Genomic DNA, 25054 nt, shown 5'->3' with positions numbered 1-25054 from the left:
GGACAACTTTGGTACGGTATCAGTTCTATTCTCGCCCCCTCGGCAGTCGATTTTCGGAAGACCAATTTATGAAGACCAAGCGCTCACGTTCGATCGCGGCTCTCATTCTCGCCACCGGCCTTGCGGGATCAGTGCTCGCTCAGTCCCCCGCCGCTCGAACCGGCCTGATCCAATACCCGAGTGTGAGCCCGGATGGGAAACTTCTGGTTTTTTCCTCGGGTGGTGACCTATGGGCGGTTTCTCGATCCGGAGGAACGGGGACCCGGCTGACATCGCACCCGTCGGAGGAGCGCGAATCGGCTTTTTCGCCGGATGGAAAATGGCTGGCCTTCGAGTCCGAGCGAGATGGTCCGCGTTCGATCTACATCGCGTCGATTGAGCGGACACCGACCGGCGTCGCTCTTGGCCCGGTCCGTCGCGTCACGACGACCGACCGGGCGCAGAATCTCACCGGATTCACTCCTGACGGAAAGTTTGTCACATTCTCTGCGACAAATGAACCGAGCATCTACCGCTCAAACAGGCTGTATAAAGCGCCGGTTGAAGGCGGCCCGATCGAGCGGCTCAGCGACGCCTTCGGAACTTTCCCGCACGTATCTCCGGATGGCTCGTTCATCGTGTTCACGCGCGGGCGCGCCGATTTCACTCGTCCCAAGTACAACGGCTCGGGCGCGCCGGATCTGTGGAAGATGAATGTTTCAACCGGGGATTTCGAGCGTCTCACATCTGACCCGCGCTCGGACGCCGATGGCTGGCCCCTTCCTGACGGGTCCGTTGTCTATCTGTCTTCAAAGTCGGGCGAATTCAACGTGCGACGCATTGCGGCCGGACAGACCGACGGACAGGCCATCGACCTTACCAATTTTCAGCCGACCGGGAATGAACTCACCATCGGACACGGTGCGCGCGATCTCACGGTGAACGCTGCGGGTGATACCGCGTCGTTCGTGGTATGGGACACGCTGTACACGCTGGACCTGAAGACGCCCGGCGCCAAGCCCCAAGCGGTGTCGATCGCGTTCTCGGGCGATTTCGCCGACTTGGATACCCAGCGGCTGAATCTCGGAAAAGAAGTCTCGGAACAGGCGGTCAGCCCGGATGGCAAAACGCTCGCCGTGATCGCACGCGGGCAGATATTCGTTCGCGCGACAGAAGAGCACTTCCCAACGAGGCGGGTCACGCTGGGCTCCGGGCGTGCGCGCGGACTCAGTTGGTCGCCGGACAATCGCGTCCTCTTCTTTGCGTCCGACGACACCGGCACGTATCAGTTGTATTACGCAACGGTGGCGCTGGCGAAGTCGGACCTCTTGCCGCCCGAAGAAAAGAAACCCGAGACCAAGGGCGAGGAGAAGAAGGAAGAAAAGAAAGAAGAGAAGGCACAAGACGCAAAGCCTGCTGATGGAGAAAACAAAGACACCGGCAAGGAATCCAAGAAAGACGACAAGCCAAAGAACGAATTCGCAAAGAGATGGGCCGAGGCGGTCACCTTCGATATTCATCCGCTTCTGCCGGCGAATCTGGCTCCGGGCAAAAACGACGGAGTCTTCGGACCCGAATACCGCGACCCGACTCCGTCACCCGACGGAAAGAAGCTGATCTTTACGCGCGGGCTGGGCGACGCTGTGTTGATGGACCTCGCGTCCCGCGATTGCCGGGTGTTGTGGAGCGGATGGAACCCGCCGGACATTCTCTGGGCGCCCGATTCGCGTCACATCGTTTACGAACTGGAAGATCTTGATTTCAATGCGGACATTTGGCTGCTCGATACAAAGCCGGGTGACGACGGGAAGACCCCCGCACCAATCAACCTCACACGTCACCCAGACTCCGACGTGTCACCACGCCTGACAGCCGATGGCAAGATTCTCTATTTCCAGAGCGAGCGCTCCGAGCAAAACAATCAGTTTCAGGTTTATGCGCTGGCCCTCGATAAGTCTCTCGACGCGCTACGCCCCTACGAACTCGAGGAGTACTTCACCAAAGCCGCCGAAGCCGCCAAAAAGCGCAAGCCGATCGATCCAGTTGAATGGGACAAGTCGGCGGCGACCGGTGGCGAGGCAAAGCCGGAAGCGGAGAAGAAGGAAGACAAGAAATCGGACACACCCAAGCCCTTGCGCTTCGACACCGAAGACGCGTATCTGCGCATCCGCCGCGTGACCAATGGAATCCCGCTCTCTTCCCCGCAGCTCGCGATCACTCCCGCGGGCGACCGCATCATTTTTTCCGCACCGGGAGATACCGATCCTTCGCTGGTTTCGATCTCATACAAGGGTGAGGATCGCAAGACCATTCAGTCTGGCGGCGTATCAAACATTTCCGTCTCGCTGACGGGAGACAAGGTGTTCTTTATCCGACAGGGCACCGTGTCTTCTGCGCCACCGACCGGCGGCAAGGTCGAAGCGCTTCCGATCGACGCTCCGTTTGTCGTCGATGTTGCCGCGCAGCAGCGGCAAAAATTCATGGAGGCCGCTCGCATTCTCGGCAATTTCTTTTATCACCCGACGCTGAAGGGCCTGAATTGGACGGGAATGGCCGACCGTTATGTGACGCTCGCACAATCCACCCGCACCGTGGGGGAATTCGCACGCGTAACCATGATGCTCTTTGGCGAGCTCGAGGGGTCCCACGTCGGGGTCTTCAATCCTCCGGGGAGCGCGCCGGCTCAGCTGTCGGTTGGTTACCTCGGCCTTGATACCAAGCCGGTACCGGGCGGTTTTGAAGTCGTCCGCATTCTGCCCCGCTCTCCCGCCGACAATTCGCAAGCCGCGGACGAGAAACTGCGCTCGATGCGTCTCGCAGTGGGCGACGTGATCACCGCTATTGATGCCCAACAACTCGCCGCGAATGCAACATCGATGCCGAGCACAGACCTCGCTGTCGCGCTTGTCGGAAAGGCGGGCAAGGAAACTCTGCTCTCGTTCACTCGTAAATCGGATGTGCCCGATCCTGCGACCAACGAAGTCAAGTCTCGTGCCGTGCTGATCACACCTCTGTCGTCGGGCGCCGATGTCGATCTGCGCTACGAAGATGAAGCGCTGCGCCGTGCACAACTCGTCGATAAACTGTCCGACGGCAAGCTGGGTTACCTGCACATCCGGGCGATGGGCCAGGCGTCTGTCGACGATTACGAGCGAGATCTGTTCGCGGCGGCGGACGGCAAAGTCGGCCTGATCATCGACGTGCGAGACAACGGGGGAGGAAGCACCGCCGACATCCTGTTGGCGTCTCTGACCGCGCCGCGCCACGCCTATGCGATCTCGCGCGGCGCACATGGCGAAGAAGTGAAGAAGGACGCGTACCCGCGCGATCGCCGCTTGATTTACGGCTACTCCCGCGACATCTCGGTTCTCATCAATGAGAACTCGTTCTCAAACGCCGAGATTTTTGCTCACGCGATCAAGACGATCAACCGCGGAAAACTCGTGGGTACTCCCACATACGGCGGCGTGATCTCAACCGGCGCCGCGACGCTCATTGACGGGACGGCTGTACGCACACCGGGCCGCGGGTGGTACATCAGCGGCAGCCACACTGACATGGAGAATCACGGCGCGCAACCCGACATCAGCGTGCCGCAAACCCCCGCCGACGAGGCCGCCGGACGGGATGCGCAGCTGGAAGCCGCGGTCAAGGAACTGCTTGATCGCGCGAAGGAACCAGAGTGACGAGTTCGGCGCAGCGGGCTGAAGCCGGGCAACCGCCGCGCTCGCCGCGTGTCGCCTGACCTTCGCGATCGCTACGCTCGTGCTCCGTGCCGCAGCCGCCGTCACGCATCCTGATCGTTCGACCCAGCGCGCTGGGCGATGTGTGCCGCACGGTTCCGGCGCTCGTCTCCCTTCGCGCGGCGTTTCCGCACGCGCAGATCGATTGGCTTGTACAGGACGCCAACGCGGATGCGGTGCGCCATCATCCGGCCCTCTCAAACGTCGTTGACTTTCATCGAAAGAAGCTCAGCGAAGGGCTGTGGCGCGGAACAGCGACGCCGTTGCTCAGGTTCGCGGCCTTGCTTCGACACAATCGCTACGACGTCGTATATGACCTGCAAGGCTTGGCCAGGTCCGGATTCTTCGCGTGGTTGACACGCGCGCCGCGGCGGGTCGGGCTCAAGAACGCTCGCGAGTTCGGATGGCTCGGATTGACGCATCGGTACGAAGCGTCCTGGTCCCTCCACACGGTCGATCGGATGCTCGAGGTACTTCGACGCGACGGAGTACCGCCGGTGATCGACATGCGTCTGTATACAGCGCCCGCTTCGCGTGAGAGGGTGCTTGCCGATCCGGAATTGCGAGACGGCCTCTTTGCTGTTGTCGCTCCAACGAGCCGTTGGCTCTCGAAGCGATGGCCGGCCGAGCGTTTTGCTTCGGTGGCGCGGGAGTTGCTTCGAAGGGGATACTCACGTGTTGTACTTGTGGGTGCTCCCGGAGAGCGCGAGCAGTGCACACCGCTGACCGATCTCGCGGCGAAGGAACCCCGGATTCTTGATCGCATTGGAACGACTTCGATCGCTGATCTGATGGCGCTCACCGAAGCGTCATCGCTTGTGATCGCCAATGACTCCGCAGCGATCCACATGGCGGTCGGTTTCGGACGGCCGCTGATCGGGCTCTACGGTGCGACCGATCCGAAAGCGGATGGTCCCTATCAGCGCGACGCCGACGTCGTTAGTCACGTACCTCCTCGGGCGGTCCGGCACAAGGGGATTTCGAGCAACCAGCTCATGCACCGAATTTCTGTTGAAGAAGTGATTGAGAGAATCCCGTCCCCGCGCCGAATCGACCCGGTCGCTGCCCACCTCGCCTCCGCGCGCCCCCGATAGACTCCAACCACACCCGTCGAAGGAACCTGTCCGATATGCCCCGTTCCATTGCAGTCTTCTGCGGCGCCGCGTGCGGCCATGACCCCGCGTTTGTGGCCGCGGCAAGAAGCCTTGGGGTCGCCATTGCGCGATCGGACCGAGCGCTCGTCTACGGCGGAGGCAGCGTGGGGTTGATGGGAGCGGTCGCTGATGGAGCCCTTGAACACCAAGGGCGCATCACCGGAGTAATCACCCGTCAACTGGTTGACAAAGAACTGGCGCACCGCTCGGTTTCCGACATGCGCATCGTGGCGACCATGCACGAACGCAAGATGGCGATGGCCAACATCGCCGATGCGTTTGTGGCGCTTCCCGGTGGCTTCGGCACGCTCGATGAGTTCTTCGAAATCCTCGCTTGGGCGCAGCTCCGGATTCACACCAAGCCAGTTGGGATGCTCGATGTCGGCGGCTTCTTTGATCCGCTTATGCACTTTCTCGATCGCGCCGCCGAAGCCGGGTTTCTCCGCCTGCCGCACCGCGAGTTCATCATCATCGATCCGGACCCGATTTCGCTGATCTCGCGGCTTGCCGCGCCGAAGTAGCTTTGTTCCCGCTTGCACCCGGTTTCGTGCGGAGTTCGCAGCAGACGCCGAATTCGCTGCATATCTCATCGTCGGCGCACAAGCCGGCGCGTGCCTTGCAGACCGCCCGGCCGTGCCAGATGAACTGATGCGATAGCTCACACCAGCGTTCGCGAGGAAACAGGGCCATCAGCTTGCGTTCGATCACCTGAACATTGTCGGTCTCGTTCGCCAGGCCGTACCGCACGGCGAGCCGCTGGATGTGCGTATCCACTACGAACCCTTCGTTGACACCGAAGCAGTTTCCGAGCACAACATTCGCGGTTTTCCGCGCGACTCCTGGAAGGCGGATCAATTCTTCCATCGTCCTCGGCACTTCACCGTCGAATTCTTCGACAAGCATCCGAGCGGCACCAACAAGGCTCTTCGCCTTGTTTCTGAAGAGTCCGATCGAACGTAGATATGGCTCGAGCTCCGAGGGTGAGGCCTGCGCCATCGCGCGAGCATCCGGAAACTGACGAAACAGCCCGAGCGTAACTTTGTTCACCGCAACATCAGTCGTCTGAGCGGAGAGAATCGTTGCGATCAGCAACTCGAAGGCGTTGCGGTATTCGAGCGCGCAGTGCGCGGCGGGATATCGCTCTCGCAGCACATCGGCGAGCCGGAGTCCCCGCTGTCTCGCTTTTTCGCTCACCCTTCGGTTCTCGGATCGCTGCTTTTTCACGGATTGAACTTATCCTGCTATCGAAACGGTAGCGAACGTCCGGATAACACCCAGTTTGTCCATTCGAGCCCGGTTTTCGTTGACCGCCGCCGCGCGTTCGATGAGAATGGTTTGCTGGCTTCCGCCGCCGGATTGATGGAGGGAGACAAGCAACCGCTTGTTTTCTATTTCCGCCCGCGCGGCGTACACGCACGCGTGTACGCGTGCGCCGTCGCCTCGGCGTTCCGGTCGTCCGAACCCAACATTTGGGTGCGGGCGCGGAGGTTTGATTCTCATCAGCCACCGAGCCAAGTGGTGTTTGGCTCGGTGGTTGTGTTTTTGGCTCGAAGCAGGAAGTTGCGTTGCCAATGGCATGCCCGACAGGAGTTGAACCTGTAACCTCTGCCTTCGGAGGGCAGCGCTCTATCCAGTTGAGCTACGGGCACGTGACTCGAAAACTTGCCGCTTTCGAACACACGGCGGCCCGATGCTACGATCGCCCCTTCCCGGAAGCAAACCGCTCCCCCACTCATGTCCACCGCGACCCATGCCGACGCCCCGAGGACCATCGCTCCGGGGCCAGAGCCGTCATTTTTTTCACGTCCCACCCCGCGATTGGCGGTTTACGGCTTCACGTTCATTAACAGCCTTTCCGCAGGACTGGTCACAAGCGGAATCTTCGTGCTCACCGCCGAAGGCTTCGGCTTTTCCGCGCTGCAGAACTTCCTGCTTGGCGCGGTCCTCGGAGTGATGTACATCATCGGTGCGCTCGGGGCTCAGCCGTTCACGCGATTCCTCCGCAACGCCATCCCCGGTTTGAGCAGCCGCGGAATTCTCGTTGGAGTCATGATTGCGTTGGGATCCCTCACAACGCTTCCGGCGCTTGTTTGCGGCTTGGGAAAGCCCGACCGTTCCGCCGGCGGTGAATGGTCTGTGTGGATCATGGTCGTTTTCTACAGCCCGATTACGGGGATTCTGTGGCCCATGGTTGAGTCGTTCCTTTCCGGCGGCCGGAGAGGCCACGAACTGCGCGCCGCGATCGGGCTCTGGAATGTGCTGTGGAGCGCGGCACTGGTGATCGGCGCGTGGGCGATTTCTCGATTCGTCAAGGACGCGCCGGGTGCGGCACTCGTCGGCCTGGGACTATTCCAGGTGTTGTCGATCTCGGCTCTTCGCTGGTTTCCTCGCGAACCCGGCGTCCACCTGCATGAATCGCACTCGCAGACCCCGCCGATCTACGCCGATCTGCTCACTACCTTCCGGGTCTTTCTGCCGACCTCGTACGTCGTGAGCAGCGCGCTCGGCCCCATCCTGCCACTGGCGTGTCAAGCTATCGGGGTACCGGCCGAATGGCAGATGGTTGTGATTTCGGCCTGGCTCTTGCCGCGCTGTCTCGGGTTTCTCGCGCTCGAGCGTTGGCACGGTTGGCACGGGCGCTGGTCCGCGCCGATCGTCGGTGGCGCGTTCTTTTCAGGCGGTTTCGCGCTCGCGATCTTCGCATGGAGCATCGCGAAGAACGATCCATCGCAGGGCATGGATTATCGCGCGCTCGAAATCCTGCTGGCCGGCCTCGCGCTCTTCGGCGTAGGAATGGCCATCATCTATGCCGGAGCAATTTATTACGCGATGGAGGTCGGCGCCGCGGAGGTCGAGGCCGGCGGCATGCACGAGGCCCTGATCGGTGTCGGATACACCGGCGGTCCGCTCTTGGGTGTGCTCGCGATCGGCGCAAGCTCGAGCGGGATCATCCGCGAGAATTCCGTCAGCACTTTTATTCTCTGGGGGGTGCTCATCGTGCTGGTGGTCGCATCGGCCATCGTTGTGAAACGCGTGCGCGATGGACATCGAAAGCACAACATGGCTCATTCCGCGCCGTGAGTTCAGAAGAACGCTCCGCTGCGCGGTGACTCAGACAGCAATCGAAGTGAAAAATGGGCGCCGGCCGCGAAGTGCTCGCGACCGACGCAACACATGGGGTGGGCAATGAGAGGTTGGACTACGGACAAAGCAGTTCGTTATACGCAGAGGCAAAGAGCACGAAATCCGAGTCGTCCACAAACGTGTCGCCGTTGAGGTCCGCGGGGCAAACCGGCCCACAGATCAATTCGTCGTATGCGGCGGCAAAGATCACAAAGTCGGCGTCGTCAACAAATCCATCGTTATTGAGATCTCCGGGGCAGGGCAGTTTCACCGTGAAACTCACGCGAGCGTTGTTGGTCACAACGGCGGCTCCCGGCGACAAGATGTAGTTGGCGGCATTCGTTGTGCTCGCGCCCGAAGCCGGGCCGTTGTATTGCAAGGCCATCGTGCCAGCGGTCGGCAACGGTTGCCCGAACGGAGGCCCCGCATTGCCGTCCGAGTCGTTCGTCAGGTCAACTGAATTCGAGCCCAAGTAGGACGCGCCGCCATATGCAAGCGACCACCAGATTGTGCCGCCGTCAAATTCGAACGTGATGCGTCCGGCGTTGAGATAGGAAACCGGAATCGGATTCGTCATGATGAAATCCGGCACGGTCATCGGGCTCGTCTTCGATTTGAAGGAATTCGTGCAAACCAAAACGGTGTCGCCGCCCGCGGCATTCGGTACGTTCGACGTGAAGTCGATCAAGACGACAGGGTTCAGACCGTTGGCGTCGTATGCCTTGAGCCGCGCAAACGAGACCAGGTTCTGACCTGCAAAGCGCTGGCGGAGTTGAATCGCCTGCGCCGTCGTATCGCCGCCGACACCGCCGATCACCAGTTGTATCTGCATGATGTGGTGGTTTGCGACCGCCACGCCGCAAACCACTCCGGCCGATACCGCTCCGAAAACCGTTCGTTTCCGCATAGTTGCGCTCCCACTCAATGTGCTTGCGGGCGACTCCTGTCGTCCGCCCCCACGGGAGCATGTCGGAATGTGTGAGGCGGATTGCAGGAATTGTCCGGAATTAGCCTCTCTTAGCGCCGAAAAGCGCTCCGGCGCCGGATGCGAGACCAGAAGGAAGATAACTCAACAAAAGAGTTCGATACTTCTCGCTCTCTTCTCGCGCGAGCGCGGCGCCATCTTCGACATGTCGCTGAGCGTTCGACCAGTCAAAGTCCATGAGCCCGAAATACTTCAGCGCGAGGACGGCGCCGACCAGGATCGCCGCGATGAGAAGAACGCTCCGAATGATTTTCTTAAGGACGAAAGCGATCAGAAAGGCGCCGACGAAACTCGCGCCGTAGCGAAACGCCGCGGGAGCTTGGACGCGCGGTTCGGGAGGTGCGTTTGTCGGCGAAGCAGCGAATCCGGAAACCGGCACCGGAGCAGCCGGAGTACGCGTTGCTCCGGTGGCGGAATACGCCCACCATGCAGCGCCCGCCAGTGTGATCAGGATCGCCAGCCAGAGCGACTTGGATGAGAGCAGCCCCCGCTTGCGGCCGAGGTCCGGCGGAGAGGAAGTAGCCCGTGAGTTTGATTCAGCCATCATCCGGGAGTCCTCCTAGCGTTATCCGCATGTGGTGGTCGTCATGAATCAGCCCGAGTCAACCGAGCCGCCGCCGAGCAGCGCCACCGACACCCCAAAATCAGCGCTCGAGGCGCACGTCGCCGAGGTCATGCCCGAACTGTACAACCAATTGCGCGAGATCGCGGCGCGATACATGAACCGGGAGCGACGGGATCACTCCATGCAGGCGACGGAGGTCGTGCACGAAGCCTTTGTCCGGCTCGCGGGTTGGGAAAAAGCGATCAAAGTCAACGATCGGGAACAGTTTCTTGCCGCCGCTGCAGCGGTGATTCGCCGGGTGCTCGTAGACCACGCGCGGCGCCGAAACGCGATCAAACGCGGCGGCGGCGAAGTTGGGCGACTGGGCGACTTCGACGCCGCGGCACCCGACGAACACGGGCCGTCCACGGTGGCGGAATTGCTCGAAATCGATGGCGCGATCGAGAAACTTCGCCAGCTCAACGAGCGATCGGCCCGCATTGTGGAACTGCGGTTCTTCGGCGGTCTGACGATCGACCAGATCGCGCGCGTGCTCGGCATTTCGCCCCGCACCGTGCACGAAGATTGGCGGTTCGCGCGTGCGTGGCTGCGGCATGAATTGGGAGAAGCGCTCGGCGAACACGATCAGGATTAGCGGGATTTGCCGTCAAGCCCGCGGAATCGATCGAGCATGCGCCGAAACCTCCCGCCAAGTCCGTGCGCGGCGCCGACCGGTTTGCCATCAAGGTAGCCCCGAATGTCCTCGGCCATGGCAGACACCGCGGAGTACCGGTTCGTGGGTGCTTTATGCAAGGCCTTCATCGGAATCGCGCCCAGCTCTTTGTTGAGTTCGGAGAAGAGCTCGCCGGAGCTTGTCGAGCGACGGGCGGCGATTTCGTCCGAGCGATCCGAGAGTTCAGAGAGCCGTGCGACAGGATCGAGAACTTTCTGCTCCTGAATGATGCGCGAGAAATCGCCGATCCCGGCACGCCGCAGAGCAAATCGGTCGAACGGCGCGACGCCGACGAGGATCTCGTAGAGCAGTGCCCCCAAGGCGTAGACATCCGAACCAGGCTCGGTCAGACGCGGCTGGTCGGCGACCTGCTCAGGCGCCAGGTACTCGACGGCGCCGCGATTCAATCGCATTTCGAGCCAAGTTCGGCGGTGCCCGAGCAGGTCGTGAAGCGCACGGGCGATGCCAAAATCAAGGAGGGTGACTGTCGGAACATCGCCGGCCATGCGAACCAACGCGTTTCCCGGCGCCAGGCCACCGTGAATGACCCCGCATTGATGAGCCGCTTGCACCGCTTCGCAGGCATCCAAAAACAAAAGGAGCCTCGCGCGAATCGAAGCTCTGACCCGATCGCAGTAGTTTAAAATGGGCTCGCCGGGAACGAAATCCGTGGCGACGAACATTCCGCCGCCTGTCAATTGTGCGGCGTCGAGAAGGCGCGGCGAAGGATACTGGCGAAGGAGCGCCAGCGACCGCTGATCCACCTGAATACGAGAAACAACCTCCCGGGCTTCGGCGGTTGAGAATGAGAATGCCGAATGAACAACCTTGACGACAGCACGCCGATTGCGCGCCTCGGGATTATGCGCGAGGCTCGTGACGCCGCTCGCTCCCTCGCCGAGCACTTGGAGCAGCTTAAATCGGCCGACCGGCTCACGCGGAACTCGCATCCGCGGAATCTCTGAAGTTTCCTCGATCGCCCGGATCACCGGTTTGTCGAGTACCGAAGCCTCAGAATCGTCGTACTTCAGCAGGTCCGTCACTTGCCTCTGGAGCGCTGGATCCCCACCGCACCGCTGAGACAAAAATGCCTGCCGCGCGGCACCGCGGAAGCGCTGCGCATCAAGAAAAATCTCGCGTACGAGCTTGAAACGCTCGGAGTCCAAAGTGGCCCTGGGAATGGCGAAGTCACTTGACTGCATCAGAAACGCATTACCCGCTTTCCTGAAACAGCGAAATCGACCGGATTCGGCTGCAGCCATGAGCACAAAGAAACTCCGCCCCGCATGGGGGCATGGGCCGGAACGCCTTGACTGCAAGATCCTGTTCGATTCGCGTCCGAGAGAGTCTAAATTCGTATTTTGTTTGGATTGCATCCTTTTTGCAAAAAGTTCGCAGGCGCGGACTCGCGTTTCCGCTTTGACTCGGGAGGGGAGTGGGCACAGAGAGGGAAGAGAGTTTGGAGCTGTGCCGGTGGTCAGGTAGAAGCAGGACGGGGTGGAGGAAAAAAAGGTAACTCGGCAGTGGGGTTCGGCACGAGGCGCCAGCCTCGCACCGAGTCGAGAGGAAATGGTCGTGTGTGCCCGAGGGGAAAGGGCACATACGAGAATTCCGTGGACGCCGGCTCTCGTGGGTCGGCGTCCACGGTTCGTTTTTGCAATTAGCGGTATTCGAAAAAGCGTTTGAGTCCCAGCCAATGCTTTTCGTACAGGTTCCATGAAAGCCACGCCGCGGCGTACGTGATTCCGATGCAGGCGACAGTGAACGCCAATTGCGCGGGCAATTGCGAGTCCGCGATCATCGGCAGTTGCTTCTGCTTGAGGATCAAGTCGCGAACGAGCGCACGCAGCGGCAAGTGAAACAAATACATCGCGTACGAGTATTTTCCGAAGGAACGGAGCACTCTGGACTCGAAGACTCTCACGAGTCGCGACCGCCGTGCACCGGGATCGGCGATCTCACGCTGCGATGCCGCGACCGCGCGCACCAGAATCGCACCGAAGAACACAGCGAGAACGGTCAAACCGGCTGCCTGAATCTCCGGCAGATTCGCGCTGAAGAGCCCTTCTTCTCCTATTCGTCCCGAGTGCGTCCAGTAGCGGAAGACTCCGTCGCCGATCAGCAACAGACCCACGACCGGGATGACAACGCGCGCTGCCGCCGCAAGTCGTTCGAGCCCTCCTGCCTGCCGCACCACGAGTGCAATAAAGGCCCCCACCGCCAACGCATCAAGCCGGCTAGGCGTGAGCACATGCAGCGCGATCGGATTCACCCCTGTGTAAAGAAGCCAGCATCGAAACGCAAGGGAAAACACGATCGCCCCCATGCAGATTCGGATCAGTACGGTTCGGGAAAAGAAAAACACAACCGTCGGCCACACCAGGTAGAACTGCTCCTCGATCGCGAGCGACCACGAGATATCCAGAATCCCGTGCCGAAACTGCCCCGCTTTGGCGATCGCGAAGTTTGACAAGTACGCCCAGTACATCCATTCGTCGCCCTCGATTCGCCCGAACCGGTCGAGCTTCGCCTGAGCAGCATGCGGCAGATGCGCCGCCGCGGCGGGCAACACGATGAGCGAGAAGAACACCACGGCGTAGTAGAGCGGAAAGATGCGTAGCGCCCGGCGAATGTAGAACGTTTTGAAATATTTCGCATCCTCGCGTGTGTCGTACAGAATGCCGGTGATCAGAAAGCCCGAAAGCACGAAAAAAAGATCCACGCCGCACCAACCCGAGGAAAACAGCGTGCGAGCGACGCCGTCGATGCCGCGCTCGCTTGAGAGCAGCGACATGTGGAAGATCATGACGAGCAGGATCGCGGCCCCGCGGACGCCGTCGAGCAGCGGCAGATGCTTGCGGAAATTGGGGATCGCGGAAGGCATTCGGAACAGCGATTACGCCAGCGAAAAGATGTCTCCTCTCATCGGCAGTTCCGCCTTCAATCCGTAGCGTTCGAGTAGGCCCTGTGCGAGAGAAGCGCGTGGACCGTCGTCGCCGTGCGTCAAAGCCACCCGTGGCTTTCCCGCCGCCAGCTTCGACATCCATTCGATGAGTTCCGTTCGACCCGCGTGCGCCGAGAAACCATCGATCTTGTGCACAGTCGCCCGAACGACGATCGGGTCGTTGAAGATGTAGACCTGTTTGGCTCCCTGGGCGAGGCGGCGTCCCATGGTGCCCTCACCCATATAGCCGACGAGGATGAGCGCCGTGCCGCGGCGCCAGATGTTGTGCCGGATGTGGTGCACGATCCTGCCGCCCTCGCACATCCCCGAGCCGGCGATGATGACGCAGGGATCCCACGATTCGTTCAGCGCACGCGACTCGGTCGCGGATTCGATGATGCGGAAACGCTTCAAATCCTGCTCGAAGTTTCCTGTTCGCGCGAGCTTCGCCGCATCGTTGTCGTAGAGCTCCCTGTGCTTGCGGTAGACCTGTGTCGCTCGCATCGCCGCGGGGCTGTCGAGGAAGATCGGGATGTCCGCCGGCAGTTTTCCGTCCCGTACTGCCTGACCGAGGTAATAGAGCAGCAACTGCGTGCGTCCGATGGCGAACGCCGGTATGAGCACACGCTGCTTGTTGAAGATTGTCTCGCGGATGACCCGGATGAACTCATCGAGAGATGGCTGCAGCGGCGGATGCTCCCGGTCGCCGTAGGTCGATTCGAGAAAAACAAGATCGGCCTTCGATGGAGGGTCGGGATCGCGCAGGATCGGAACATGACGGGGGCCGATGTCACCGGAAAAGGCGATGACTCGGGTATCGTTTCCATCCGACACCGTCATCTCGATCGAGGTCGCGCCGAGAATGTGGCCGGCTTCGCGAAAGAGCACCGAAATGCCCTCGGCGACCTGCACAGGTTCGTAGTATGGACAATCTCTGGTCCGAGCCTTGATGCACTCCGCGTCGGCACGCGTGAACAGCGGCGGTATGGGTTCCAGCCCCGCCCGTTCCCGACGCCTGTTCTCCGCGAGCGCGTCCTGTTCCTGAATCCCCGCGGCATCCGCAAGCACCGCATCCGTTAGGTCGCTAGATGCCGGCGTCGAAAAGATCTCGCCTTTGTACCCGTTCTTGCAAAGTATCGGAAGGCGGCCGGAGTGATCCAGGTGCGCGTGCGTGAGAACGACGGCATCGAGCTCATCGAGCGCGGGAGGCATCACAAAGTTCGCGCCGCCCCGCGCGTCCGGGCCCTGGAACTGCCCGAAATCAACGAGCACGCGCGATTTCAAGGTTTCAACGAGGTAGCACGAACCTGTTACACCGCCCGCGGCACCGAGAACTTGAATACGGATCATGCACTCTTCCTGAAAAAAGCCTTGTCACCAGGCGGGTGTCAACCGGCCCCCATGCGACGTATGCGGCGCCCACGCAAGAACCACGGCTTTCACAGTGATATTGGTCTTCTTTGGTTTGAGCGTGATGCGTTCCAGCGAAATCGTGGCGGCGTCCACCCTTGCAGATGCAGCATCGATCTCGCCCTGCACCTTTTCTTCGAGTTCTCTGATCTGCTGATCGATCGCCGCGACATCCTCCTCGGCCCGGCCGACATCCGCGGATTCTTTCATCGTGCGCGACGCGCTCCGGGCGGCGGTCCCGGCCTTGCTGACGTTCCCTGCGCTCATCGTCTTTCGACCGAGCAGAGCACCGAGAATCGCCGAGCCAACCGAAATCGCGGTGTTCCACTTTGCTCCCGACGCCTGCTCCTTCTGAACCTGAACTTTCGCTTCCGCCCGTCTTCGGCGTTCTTCCAGCGTCGCAGCCTTTGGTGCGTACTTGGCGCGAATCTTGTCGATCGCGCCGTCGCGGGCTTCGCGCGCGGCCTGGTCGAGCCGCAAACGAAAATCGCGTTCCGACTCCCCGGGCTTGGACACCTCTTCGAGATCATCACAAATAAGGATGTCGATCGATTCCGCACGGAACAGCGCATCAACAAGCGACTTCTTCCACGCATCAAAGTTTTTCGGCTTCGCGACATCCGCAGGAGGTACCGCAAATGACGAGGGAGTTGCGGGCTCGCGTTCGAGGTCTGCTTCCGACAACTCCGCAACCTGGGCGCGATCCCAGTCGATCGCGATCGGGCCGCCCTCGAACGAAACGAGCATCGAAGCGCTGACCTCCGTGTCAACTCCGACTTTGGAATCGCTGTAGTAGATTCTCGACAACCCGAGCAGCATGGGTACGTACGTGACCGGACCGCTCGCCCGCGTAGCCAAAAAATACTGCGGCACTTCGGGGGGAAGCACGGGCCGAGCCGCCGAAGAAGCTGCGGCAGTCTGTTTGGTGGGCACGCTCTCCGTTTCCGCGACCGCGGCATCACCGATCCGCGCGGGATCGGAGAGCAGTTTGATTTGCGTCCGAGTGAGGGGCCCGCGCAAGTATGAAAGGCACCAACGCGTCTCGAAGACCACGGGCCCGTCGTCGTGCACGTTGTTCATGAGAAACACACGCGAACCCAGTTGCGAGAGCAATCGATCCATTGCCGCGCGATCAAAGCCGGAACCGGCCTGAGTGGATGCTCCCTCAAGCCCGTCGAGCACGCGCTGCTTGTCGCGATCGGTCTGGAGTCGGCCGATGAACCATGTTCCCGCGTTGGCGAGCCCCTTGTAGTCAAGATCAACCGGGTTCTGGGTCGCGAGCACGACCCCGACTCCGAATGCTCTCCCCTGCTTCATGAGAGTGAGCAAGGGCCGTTTGCTCGGCGGGTTCGCTGTCGGCGGGAAATATCCGGCGATCTCATCCATGTACAGAATCGCGCGAAGACTCGAGGTTCCCGATTGCGTTCGCATCCACCCAAGTACCTGATTGAGCAGGAGCGAGACAAAGAACATCCGCTCCGCATCCGGGAGATGGGCGATCGAGAAGATCACGCACCGGGGCTTTGCCGTGGGAGAATGAATCATCGCGCCGATTTCGAGCGCCTCGCCCTCCATCCAGCGTGAGAAACCCGGCGACGCGAGCAAGGAATTGATCTGCATCGCGAGCGCAAATCGCTCCTTGGCAGGATAGAAGCTCTCGATGTTCATGACCCCTACCCGCTGGATCGGGGGATTCTGCACCTGCGCGATCAGGCTCGAAAGCTCAAGATCTTGCCCTTCGCTCCATGAGCGCGTGATCAGTGCCGAAAGCAGGATGTGCTCACGGCCTTTGAGCGGATCGGCTTCGATCCCAAGGAGCCCAAGGAGACTTGTGACCACCGTGTTTACGCGTTCACGAAAGACCTCTGCGTCCTCGATCACTTCCGGCGTTGGCGCACCAAACGACTTGAGAATGGAGACTTGAAGGCCCGCGCTGCTCCCGGGCGTGTAAATCGCGAACTCGGCAGCGTCTTTCAAACGCTGGATCCGCGCGCCATCCTGCCCCCACTCTTCCAAGCCCTTGGCCCACAGGGCGGCCTGCTGCGCCGCGTACTCGTCCGGCGAGACACCCTTTTTCTTTGCATCTTCTGCGTTGATCCACGGACGGAAATCGTCGGCCTTCAGGCTCGGAAACGTGAGCAGAAGATTCGAGAGATCGCCCTTGGGATCGATGATCACGGATGGGATGCCGTCTATCGCCGCTTCTTCCAGCAGCGCCAGGCACAGCCCGGTCTTTCCCGATCCGGTCATTCCCACGCAAACGGCGTGCGTGCAGAGGTCTTTCGAATCGTAAAGGATCAGGCTCTCCGAGCGCCGGCGAGCGGAAAGGTCAAACTCCTTTCCGAGATAGAAGACACCCAGCTTCTCAAAATCCGGATTCGGCATCGCGGCACATCCTTCCGACCACAATGTATCCGATGCGCAAAGATCAATATGAATCATGGTTTAACGGCGTTGTCGGCGTCTTCCGATTGCTGGTACTGTCTGGATATGGCAGACGAGTCCGCCCGCGAACCGACTTCAGTCGCTACGTCTTCCGGTCCGCAGGTCGACGGTGATCGCCCCGTCAATGCACCCACGCGAAAGACGGGACCGCATCTGATATTCAGGCTCGCGTTGATAGTCACGGCAATTGCCGCGGCGATTCTTTTGACTCCGTGGGTTCGGCGGATGCTGCACACCGTTTCGACGGATGACGCCTATGTGAACGGACACGTGACGTTTGTCGCCCCGCGCGTGCCGGGCCAGGTGAGCAGAGTGCTGGTCGAAGACAACAACCGCGTCAAGAAAGGCGATCTTCTCGTCGAACTGGACAAGACACCTTATCAATTGCAGGTGGACATCTCGGGGGCGGCGCTGGGCACAGCAAAGGCCAATCTGGTCGCCGCGATTGCCGCCGCCCGAGGCATCGAAGGACAAATGCGCAGCCTGCGTTTCGCTTTGGAACGATCGATCGAATCCGTGAACGATCGGATCGAACTCCTGAAAGCAAAGGCCGCCACACTCGATGCCCAGAAGGCGCAGATGACTCTTGCGCAAAGTGATTACGAGCGAGCGCTCAAAACGGGAGACTCCGGCGGACTCTCGCAGGAGGAAATCGATCACCGAAAGCAGGCGGTGCAGGTCGCGCAAGCAAAGGTCGCGGAGGCTTTGCAGAATGTGCACGAGATCCGGGCCTCGCTCGGTCTTTCCGTGCAGCCCGAACAGGGCCGGCCGCTCACCGATGTTCCCGCAAATCTTGACCAGACCTTTTCCGCAGTCCGTGAAGCGCAGGCCCAGCTCATCCAGGTTGCCGCCCAGATGGGGATCGTTTCTTCGTTCGAGCATTCGCCTCGTGAAATGCTGGCCGACTTCAAGAAGCGCGCACCCGACGGCAATATCGACACGATTTACAACGAGTTGCTGATGCAGGCGCCGAGCGTTAAGCAGGCCGAGGCAAGGGTTCTTGAAGCGCAGCGCCAACTCGAACAGGCAAAGCTCAACCTGAGCTACTGCGATGTCATCGCTGAGATCGACGGCGTCGTCACCCGTCGCAACGTCAACCCCGGAAACAATGTCGTCGTCGGCCAGTCGCTCATGGCGGTGCGCTCGCTCACCGAGATCTGGGTGGACGCCAACTTCAAAGAAACCCAGCTTTCCTATCTGCGCATCGGGCAGACAGCGACTCTCGACGTCGATATGTATGGCGACACGCACCGGTTCAAGGGCCGTATTACCGGCTTTACCATGGGAACGGGTTCAACACTCGCACTTCTGCCCGCCGAGAACGCCACGGGCAACTTCGTCAAAGTCGTGCAGCGGCTACCCGTGCGGATCGAATTGATCGACTATGACCCCGAAGAATTCCCGCTCTTCGTAGGTCTTTCGGTGACCCCAACGGTCTTCATCGATCAGCCCGCGACGGGACCAGATGCCGGGCGCGTCCTCCAACCGTCGATTCAGACTCCCCTGCCCGAAGGCCGCGGCGCCGGCGTGGAGTCGGCAAAGTGACGGACCGGGCGAGTACCGCGTCCGCGTTCCGAACCGCTGACTCCGCGGCAGTCCGGCCGTGGGTCGTCGGCCTCGCCGTCGTCATCCCGACATTCATGGAGATCCTCGACACGACGATTGCGAACGTCGCGCTCCGCTATATCGCCGGCGGCCTTTCGGCTCCGGCGGTGGACAGCGAGTGGGTCATCACAAGCTATCTGGCCGCGAACGCGATCATCCTCCCGATGTCGGGGTATATCAGCACCCGATTGGGCCGACGCAACTACTTCCTTCTCTCCATCGCCATCTTCACGGTTGCCTCAGCTCTCTGCGGCATGGCGCCCAGCTTGGAGCTGCTCATCGCCGCCCGCGTGGTGCAGGGCTTGGCCGGCGGCGGGCTCCAGCCCTGCAGCCAGGCGATCCTGCTCGATGCGTTTCCCAAAGAGCAGCGAGGCGGCGCGATGACGATGTTCGGGATGGCGGCGCTCCTGGGCCCCGTGATCGGACCGACCTTCGGCGGCTATCTGACCGACAACTTCGGCTGGCGCTGGATTTTCTACGTCAATGTGCCTGTTGGCCTGCTGGCGTTTTTCTATTGCCGCGCAGTTGTCACCGACCCCCCTTATCTCCGCGCACAAACCGATCGTGCGAGGGCGAACCCGTTGCCGTTCGATTTCCCGGGGTTGGTGCTGCTTGCGATCACGATGATTTCGTGGGAAGTCGTGCTCAGCAAGGGGCAGGAATGGAACTGGTTCGGCGACCCGTTCTGGCGCGTGCAGACTTTGACCGCCGCGTTCTTCCTCGGTTTGATCGGGCTGGTCATTCGCGAACTTCGAGTCGCGAACCCGCTCGTCAACTTCCGCACCCTCAAAGACGCCAACTTCCGCTCGTGCTGCATCATCCTGGCGTGCTCGTACGGGGTTCTCTACGCGGGGACCACTTCGCTTCCAGCGATGTTGCAAACGCTCTTCGGCTACAACGCCACTATGTCAGGCCTCGTTCTGTCACCGGCCGGATTGTTTGCGATCGTCACGATGCTGTTCATCGGGCGAATGCTGAATCGGGGAACTGATGCTCGCATCCTGATGACGATCGGCGTGTTCCTGATTGCCGCCGGAAACTACTGGATGGTGCTCATGAATCTCTCGATCAGCCCTTGGCAGGTCGTGTGGCCCCGCGTGGTGATGATCATCGGACTCGGGTTTCTGTTCGCCCCGCTGAACGTCGCCGCGTTCGCCACGATTCCGATCGCGATCCGCGGCGCCGCCGTCGGCCTGCTCGCGCTCCTTCGCAACGAAGGCGGGAGCGTCGGCACATCGGTCGCGCAGACCGTGCTCGAACGCCGCGAGCAATTCCATACACTTCGCCTGAACGAATTCCTTGACCCGCTGAACCCAGCGGTCGCGAACATTCTCGAACTTGGGCAGAGAATCTTCATGACGCAAACGGGTGATCCGGTCGCGTCGCGCTTCATGGCCTATCAGCTCATGGCGAACATGCGGGATCGGCAAGCGACCGCCATGGCGTATTTCGATATCTTCTGGGTTGCCGCCGTGCTCGCGTCTTCCCTGTTGTTCCTGGTGCTGCTTATGAAGAAGGCCCCGACGGAAAAGGGCTCGCACGTCTCCGCGGAGTGAATGTGGCGAAGAACTATCTGATTCTCAGTGCATCCGTGGGCGCGGGACACCTTCGAGCCGCGGAAGCGGTTGAACTCGGCCTCAAGAGAATCGCACCGGACGCTCTCGTCAAAAACGTCGACGTTTGAAGTTGACCAACGTGCTGTATCGCCGCGTCTACGCGAAGGCATACCTCGATCTCGTAACCCGGGCCCCCCACCTGCTCGGTTATTTTTACGACAAGACCGACCGCGCGCGGCCCCGTGGCGGAAAAGCAGACAAGCTCCAGCTGCTCGTCGATCGCCTCAACATGCGCGGCTTCGACAAGTTGCTGGACGAGGAACCATGGGATGCCGTCATCAGCACGCATTTCCTGCCCGCAAGCCTCATCGCCCGCAAGCGAAGAAAGAATCAAACAAAGCAGCGACACGTCACAGTCGTCACCGACTTCGATGCGCACGCGTTCTGGGACAACCAACCCTGCGACCGCTACTACGTGGCGATTGAGGAAACACGCCACACCCTCTTGGCCCGCGGCATCCCATCGGCCGACATCCTCGTCACCGGAATCCCCATCGACCCAGTGTTCGCGGCGCCAAAGCCCAGAGCCGAGCTGTTGCGAAAGCACGGGCTGAAGGGTGTTCGCCCGATCGCGCTCCTGCTCGCCGGCGGGTTCGGTGTCGGACCTGTTGAAAAGCTGCTCGATGCCATTTTGCAAGTCGATACCGGACTTGAGGTCATCGCCGTCGCCGGCAAAAACACGCAGCTCAAAACCAAGCTCGACAAAGTGTCAGTGCCGACGTACCACTCGGTCAAGGTGCTCGGCTTTACGCGCGAAATGGACGAGCTTCTGGCGATCGCCGATGCGGTCGTGACAAAGCCCGGCGGCTTAACGACATCCGAATCGCTCGCGCGGGGCGTGCCGATGGTCATCGTGAATCCGATTCCGGGCCAGGAAACCCGCAACAGCGACTTCCTCCTCGAAAACGGCGCCGGCATCAAAATCAACAGCATCGGAGCCATGCCGTACAAGCTCGAAAAGCTCTTGGGAGATCGCGCCCGCTTAAAGTCGTTGAAAGATCACGCCTTGCTCCTGGGCCGCCCCGAATCCGCGCTCACCATCGCCAAAGATATCGTTCGCGGGTGAGCGTTGTCCCGAAAATGACGCGGTTCAGGTGAAGAGTCCAGAGCCATGGAGCAAATGCGAGCGACACTGCCGCGGATCGTGATCATCGGTGGCGGCTTCGCCGGACTGAACGCCGCACAGGCCTTGAAAGGCGTCGCCGCGGATGTTTCCGTCATCGATCGCCGCAACTTCCACCTCTTTCAACCGCTTCTTTATCAGGTCGCGACCGCCGGCTTGTCTCCCGCCGATATCGCCACACCGATCCGCCACGTTCTACGCAAACAGAAGAACGCGCACGTTGTACTTGCCGAGCCGACCGCGATCGATCTCGAGAAGAGGCACGTGCGATTCGACGGCGGCCCGACGCTCGAATATGACTGGCTCGTTCTCGCCGCGGGCGCGACACACTCGTATTTCGGGCATGATGAATGGGAAGAGATCGCCCCGGGACTGAAAACGGTCGAAGACGCGACCGAAATCCGCCGGCGGATTCTGCTCGCATTCGAGAGCGCCGAATACGAAGGGAGCGAAGAAGCGCGAAGAGCGGCACTGACCTTTGCGATCGTCGGGGGCGGACCGACCGGTGTTGAACTAGCGGGCGCGATCATCGAAATCGCCGCCAAGACGATCCCGAAAGATTTCCGCTTCATCGACACGACCACGACCCGTGTCATTCTGTTCGACGGAAGCGACCGGCTGCTACCGACCTTCTCCCGCGAATCGAGCGAGCGCGCCAAGCGGACACTGGAGAGAATGGGTGTTGAGGTTCATCTCAACGCACGCGTGACAAATATCACCCGCGATGGAATTTACGTCGGCGAGGAGTTCTTCCCAGCGCGGTCGGTTCTTTGGGCCGCCGGCGTGCGCGCGAATCCGATCGGCGAAACCCTCGGTGTTCCTGTCGAGAAAAACGGTCAGGTGAAAGTGGGTCCTGATCTCTCGGTGCCGGGCCATCGCAACGTCTTCATCGTCGGCGACATGGCGTCGGTCGAATCAGATGGCAAACCTGTGCCCGGCGTCGCGCCCGCGGCCATCCAGATGGGCAGATACGTCGGAAACCTCATCAAACGCGAGATCGAAGCCGGGCACCCGCCCCCGCCGCGCGAGCCGTTCGTCTATTGGGACAAAGGCTCACTCGCCACGATTGGGAAAGCCAAAGCCGTAGCCGAGGTCGCAGGCTTCAAATTCAGCGGATTCTTCGCCTGGCTCGTCTGGTCGCTCGTCCACATCACTTTCCTGATCAGCTTCCGAAACCGATTGATCGTGATGTTCAACTGGGCTTGGGGGTGGTTCTTCTTCTCGAAGTCGGCGCGGCTGATCACGGGCGATACCGATATTCGCGTTGATGAAGTTCGCGCAGGGGAAGTTGTGATCGGCAGCAAGTTTGCATCGCCGCACGAGCGTTCCGGATCAAGCTGACAGTGCCATTTTTCAGAGTCAGTATTTCACCTGCGACTTACGGCGCCCACACGTTTGCAGTGGAAGTCGACGCACTCTTCGGTGTTCCGCTTGCCGCGCCGTTTCCGTTTCCATAGCCCCCCGGCGCCGGAATCTCCGTGCTGCTTACATCCGCCTTGATCACGTTGACGGGGTGCACTTCCTTCGGGAATGCCGCGGCGGACGCCGCCGGAACCGTTGCGCCGTTCAAATGCACCTTCCCGCTCGAAAGCCCCGGGAAGTGCTCGCCCTGCCAAGATGCCGGGTACTTGGCATCGTCGAGGTCAATGGCGGCCTTGGTCGGGAACAGCGGCCGGAACGTATCGCACATCACCGCGAGTTCGGCCGTGTGCGTTGCGGTCAGCGACGCCTCCACCGTCCCGGGATGCGGACCGTGCGGAATGCCCTGCGGGTGCGCCGTCAGAGAACCAACTTCGATCCCCTTGCGGCTGCCGAAATTCCCTTCCACATAGTAAAGCACCTCGTCCGAATCGAGATTGCTGTGGTTGTACGGAACCTTGATCGACTGCGGGTGGTAATCGAGCATCCGCGGACAGAACGAACAGATGACGAAGTTGTGCGCCTCAAACGTCTGATGAATCGGAGGCGGCATGTGCAGCTTGCCGGTGATCGGGCTGAAATCGTCGATGTTGAAGATGTACGGGTAGTAGCAGCCGTCCCAGCCGACGACATCGAGCGGGTGGTAGTGATAGATGTACTCGTGCACCATGTCCCGCGCCTTGATGCGCACGGGATAGTCACCCTTCTCATCAAACGTCAGCGGCATCTCCGGCAGCCGCAGATCGCGCTCGCAGTACGGCGCGTGCTCGAGAAACTGGCTCGTCTCCTTCGCGACGTACCGGCGGGGCGGTCCGATGTGCGATCCGTTCGCGGTTTCGATAAGAAGGATGCGGCCAAACGGAGTGTTCTCAAGGCTCGGCTCGCCCTGCGCGATCTTCGAAGCATCGCGCTTGTCCCACGTCAGCTTGTAGATGACCCCTTTGGGGATGATGATGTAGTCCTTGGGGCCAAACTTCAGCGTGCCCATCATCGTGTGGACAACACCCGTTCCGAAGTGGATGAAAATGCACTCGTCGCCCTGTGCATTCTTGAAGTGATAGTTCATCTGCTCCGCGGGATTACAAACCGCCATCTCGCAATCGGTGTTTCCGAAAAGCACGACTCGCCCCGTCACCGCGTCTCCCTTCGGAGGCGATTTCTGCCCTCCGGTCATCACGTGGCGCATCCGCATCACATTCTGCTCGAGGTACTCCTGCTTTGTGGAGTAGAGATGCTTCCACCCCGCAACCTGCGTCGGCGGGTGGATGTGATACATCGTGCTTGTCGGGCCCGTGAAGCCCTCGGTGCCGAACAGTTCTTCGGAATAGAGCACGCCGTCGGGGCGGCGGAATTGCACGTGCCGCTTTTTCGGGAGAAGGCCGAGTTTCGTGTAGTAAGCCATGGCAGTATCTCCGGTGCTGCTTTCATTTTACGCGACGCGAATGGCACGCCCGAGGTTCGCACCAAACGAAGCATTTGGTTGACTTCACACACTCCAATGCGCCGAGGACGCCGCTCCGCGGCGAGAAAGGGTCTCAGTTGGCTCGTGCGAGGACAGGTGGCTTGACTTCGCCGAATTCCGCGACAAAACTCCACGTTCCGCAAGACGGCGATTTAGAAATGGCTCGCTTTTTCAGCCACATCATCACACACGTTCGCCTCGGCCAAGCGCCGGCGGCGTGGTCGAAACGCGACGCCTGAGTCGCCATCGCTCATTTTATAGAATTGAACATTGAAGAGGTGCTTGTTTTTCGTGTTTTCCGCGCGCTCGTTGCACGCAGGAGAACGGGAAGGCTGTTCGCCATGAACTCAAACGTGAAGATCGACCCGAACATCCGGGAGATGAATGAACTGACGGTTGCGAAGATCCTGCGCCCCGAGGACATCCGCTCGGCATGTTCGTTGCGACCCTTTATGAAACGCACGAGGTGCTGCCGCCGCAGGCGCTCGACGTCACTCCCGGCCTGAGCGTGCGCCCCATCAAGGTTGCGTGCTATGACTGCGCCGACGGAGAACCGCGGCGGGTTCTCTCCGTGTGCCTGCCCTTTGTGCAGGTTGAGTCTGCCGAGGGCTGGCTCTCCACGCTTGACGTGCGTCGTCAGTCGCTCGTGGAGTTGTCCGAGATGTTCGGGCTGGAAGCCTTTACCCGCCCTCGTCGGAAGGATGACTGATTCATTGTCAGGGCCGGTCCGCCGAGAGGCGGGCCGGCCGCTTTCAACAGCGCCCGATCC

The 25054-nt window shown here is 60.7% G+C and carries 18 protein-coding genes and 1 tRNA gene; 10 read left to right on the top strand and 9 right to left on the bottom strand.

Features of this window, described 5'->3' with window-relative positions:
• The first annotated feature begins 68 nt into the window (after positions 1–68).
• The 3 genes from KF691_08410 to KF691_08400 all read left to right on the top strand — a co-directional run bounded on the left by KF691_08410 (position 69) and on the right by KF691_08400 (position 5397).
• Positions 69–3665, top strand: a complete 3597-nt coding sequence (locus KF691_08410) for a PD40 domain-containing protein (GenBank protein MBX3389462.1) — start codon at positions 69–71, stop codon at positions 3663–3665.
• A gap of 86 nt (positions 3666–3751) precedes the next feature.
• The gene (locus tag KF691_08405) at positions 3752–4816 is read left to right on the top strand and encodes a glycosyltransferase family 9 protein (protein ID MBX3389461.1); all 1065 of its coding nucleotides are present in this window, start codon (positions 3752–3754) and stop codon (positions 4814–4816) included.
• Between the two features lie 35 nt (positions 4817–4851).
• On the top strand, positions 4852–5397 hold the full coding sequence (locus tag KF691_08400; GenBank protein MBX3389460.1) for a TIGR00730 family Rossman fold protein: 546 nt from the start codon (positions 4852–4854) through the stop codon (positions 5395–5397).
• Here KF691_08400 and nth read toward each other — a convergent pair.
• Both nth and KF691_08390 read right to left on the bottom strand, forming a co-directional pair.
• Positions 5345–6100: an endonuclease III gene (gene nth / locus KF691_08395; GenBank protein ID MBX3389459.1), complete on the bottom strand. Its 756-nt coding sequence runs from the start codon at positions 6098–6100 to the stop codon at positions 5345–5347. The genes KF691_08400 and nth overlap by 53 nt on opposite strands.
• Before the next feature lie 348 nt (positions 6101–6448).
• Positions 6449–6525 (bottom strand) — tRNA-Arg (locus KF691_08390).
• A gap of 85 nt (positions 6526–6610) precedes the next feature.
• On the opposite strand from KF691_08390, the gene KF691_08385 reads away from it, so the two are divergent.
• Entirely contained in the window at positions 6611–7957 is a 1347-nt protein-coding gene (locus KF691_08385) for a hypothetical protein (protein ID MBX3389458.1), read from the top strand.
• A 118-nt stretch (positions 7958–8075) separates the two neighbouring features.
• Here the strand turns inward: KF691_08385 and KF691_08380 are convergent, their stop codons facing one another.
• Together KF691_08380 and KF691_08375 are read right to left on the bottom strand one after the other, a co-directional pair.
• On the bottom strand, positions 8076–8906 hold the full coding sequence (locus tag KF691_08380; GenBank protein MBX3389457.1) for a hypothetical protein: 831 nt from the start codon (positions 8904–8906) through the stop codon (positions 8076–8078).
• A 100-nt stretch (positions 8907–9006) separates the two neighbouring features.
• Positions 9007–9531 (bottom strand): hypothetical protein, encoded by a 525-nt coding sequence (locus KF691_08375; protein ID MBX3389456.1) that lies wholly within the window; start codon positions 9529–9531, stop codon positions 9007–9009.
• Positions 9532–9571: 40 nt separating this feature from the next.
• Here KF691_08375 and KF691_08370 point away from each other — a divergent pair, with 40 nt between their 5' ends.
• A complete protein-coding gene (locus KF691_08370; GenBank protein ID MBX3389455.1) occupies positions 9572–10183 on the top strand; it encodes a sigma-70 family RNA polymerase sigma factor in 612 nt (203 codons plus the stop codon).
• On the opposite strand, the gene KF691_08365 is transcribed toward KF691_08370, so the two are convergent.
• From KF691_08365 to KF691_08350, 4 genes are read right to left on the bottom strand one after another with little or no spacing between them, the layout of a single operon-like run.
• Positions 10180–11988: a protein kinase gene (locus tag KF691_08365; GenBank protein MBX3389454.1), complete on the bottom strand. Its 1809-nt coding sequence runs from the start codon at positions 11986–11988 to the stop codon at positions 10180–10182. The genes KF691_08370 and KF691_08365 overlap by 4 nt on opposite strands.
• Entirely contained in the window at positions 11922–13145 is a 1224-nt protein-coding gene (locus tag KF691_08360; protein ID MBX3389453.1) for an acyltransferase, read from the bottom strand. Before KF691_08360 ends, KF691_08365 begins: the two co-directional genes overlap by 67 nt.
• 12 nt (positions 13146–13157) lie before the next feature.
• On the bottom strand, positions 13158–14555 hold the full coding sequence (locus KF691_08355; protein ID MBX3389452.1) for an MBL fold metallo-hydrolase: 1398 nt from the start codon (positions 14553–14555) through the stop codon (positions 13158–13160).
• Positions 14556–14579: 24 nt separating this feature from the next.
• Entirely contained in the window at positions 14580–17000 is a 2421-nt protein-coding gene (locus KF691_08350) for an ATP-binding protein (protein ID MBX3389451.1), read from the bottom strand.
• Between the two features lie 105 nt (positions 17001–17105).
• Here KF691_08350 and KF691_08345 point away from each other — a divergent pair, with 105 nt between their 5' ends.
• The 4 genes from KF691_08345 to KF691_08330 all read left to right on the top strand — a co-directional run bounded on the left by KF691_08345 (position 17106) and on the right by KF691_08330 (position 22745).
• A complete protein-coding gene (locus KF691_08345) occupies positions 17106–18605 on the top strand; it encodes an HlyD family secretion protein (GenBank protein ID MBX3389450.1) in 1500 nt (499 codons plus the stop codon).
• A complete protein-coding gene (locus KF691_08340; protein ID MBX3389449.1) occupies positions 18602–20221 on the top strand; it encodes a DHA2 family efflux MFS transporter permease subunit in 1620 nt (539 codons plus the stop codon). The genes KF691_08345 and KF691_08340 overlap by 4 nt, the downstream gene beginning before the upstream one ends.
• 124 nt (positions 20222–20345) lie before the next feature.
• Entirely contained in the window at positions 20346–21347 is a 1002-nt protein-coding gene (locus KF691_08335; GenBank protein ID MBX3389448.1) for a hypothetical protein, read from the top strand.
• 45 nt (positions 21348–21392) lie between these two features.
• Positions 21393–22745: an NAD(P)/FAD-dependent oxidoreductase gene (locus KF691_08330; GenBank protein ID MBX3389447.1), complete on the top strand. Its 1353-nt coding sequence runs from the start codon at positions 21393–21395 to the stop codon at positions 22743–22745.
• A gap of 37 nt (positions 22746–22782) precedes the next feature.
• On the opposite strand, the gene KF691_08325 is transcribed toward KF691_08330, so the two are convergent.
• On the bottom strand, positions 22783–24225 hold the full coding sequence (locus KF691_08325; protein MBX3389446.1) for a homogentisate 1,2-dioxygenase: 1443 nt from the start codon (positions 24223–24225) through the stop codon (positions 22783–22785).
• Positions 24226–24718: 493 nt separating this feature from the next.
• On the opposite strand from KF691_08325, the gene KF691_08320 reads away from it, so the two are divergent.
• Positions 24719–24994: a hypothetical protein gene (locus KF691_08320; GenBank protein MBX3389445.1), complete on the top strand. Its 276-nt coding sequence runs from the start codon at positions 24719–24721 to the stop codon at positions 24992–24994.
• The last annotated feature ends 60 nt before the right edge of the window (positions 24995–25054 follow it).

Source organism: Phycisphaeraceae bacterium, assembly GCA_019636555.1.
Classification (GTDB): Bacteria; Planctomycetota; Phycisphaerae; order Phycisphaerales; family UBA1924; genus JAFEBO01.
This window is presented reverse-complemented; position numbering and strand designations above follow the sequence as displayed.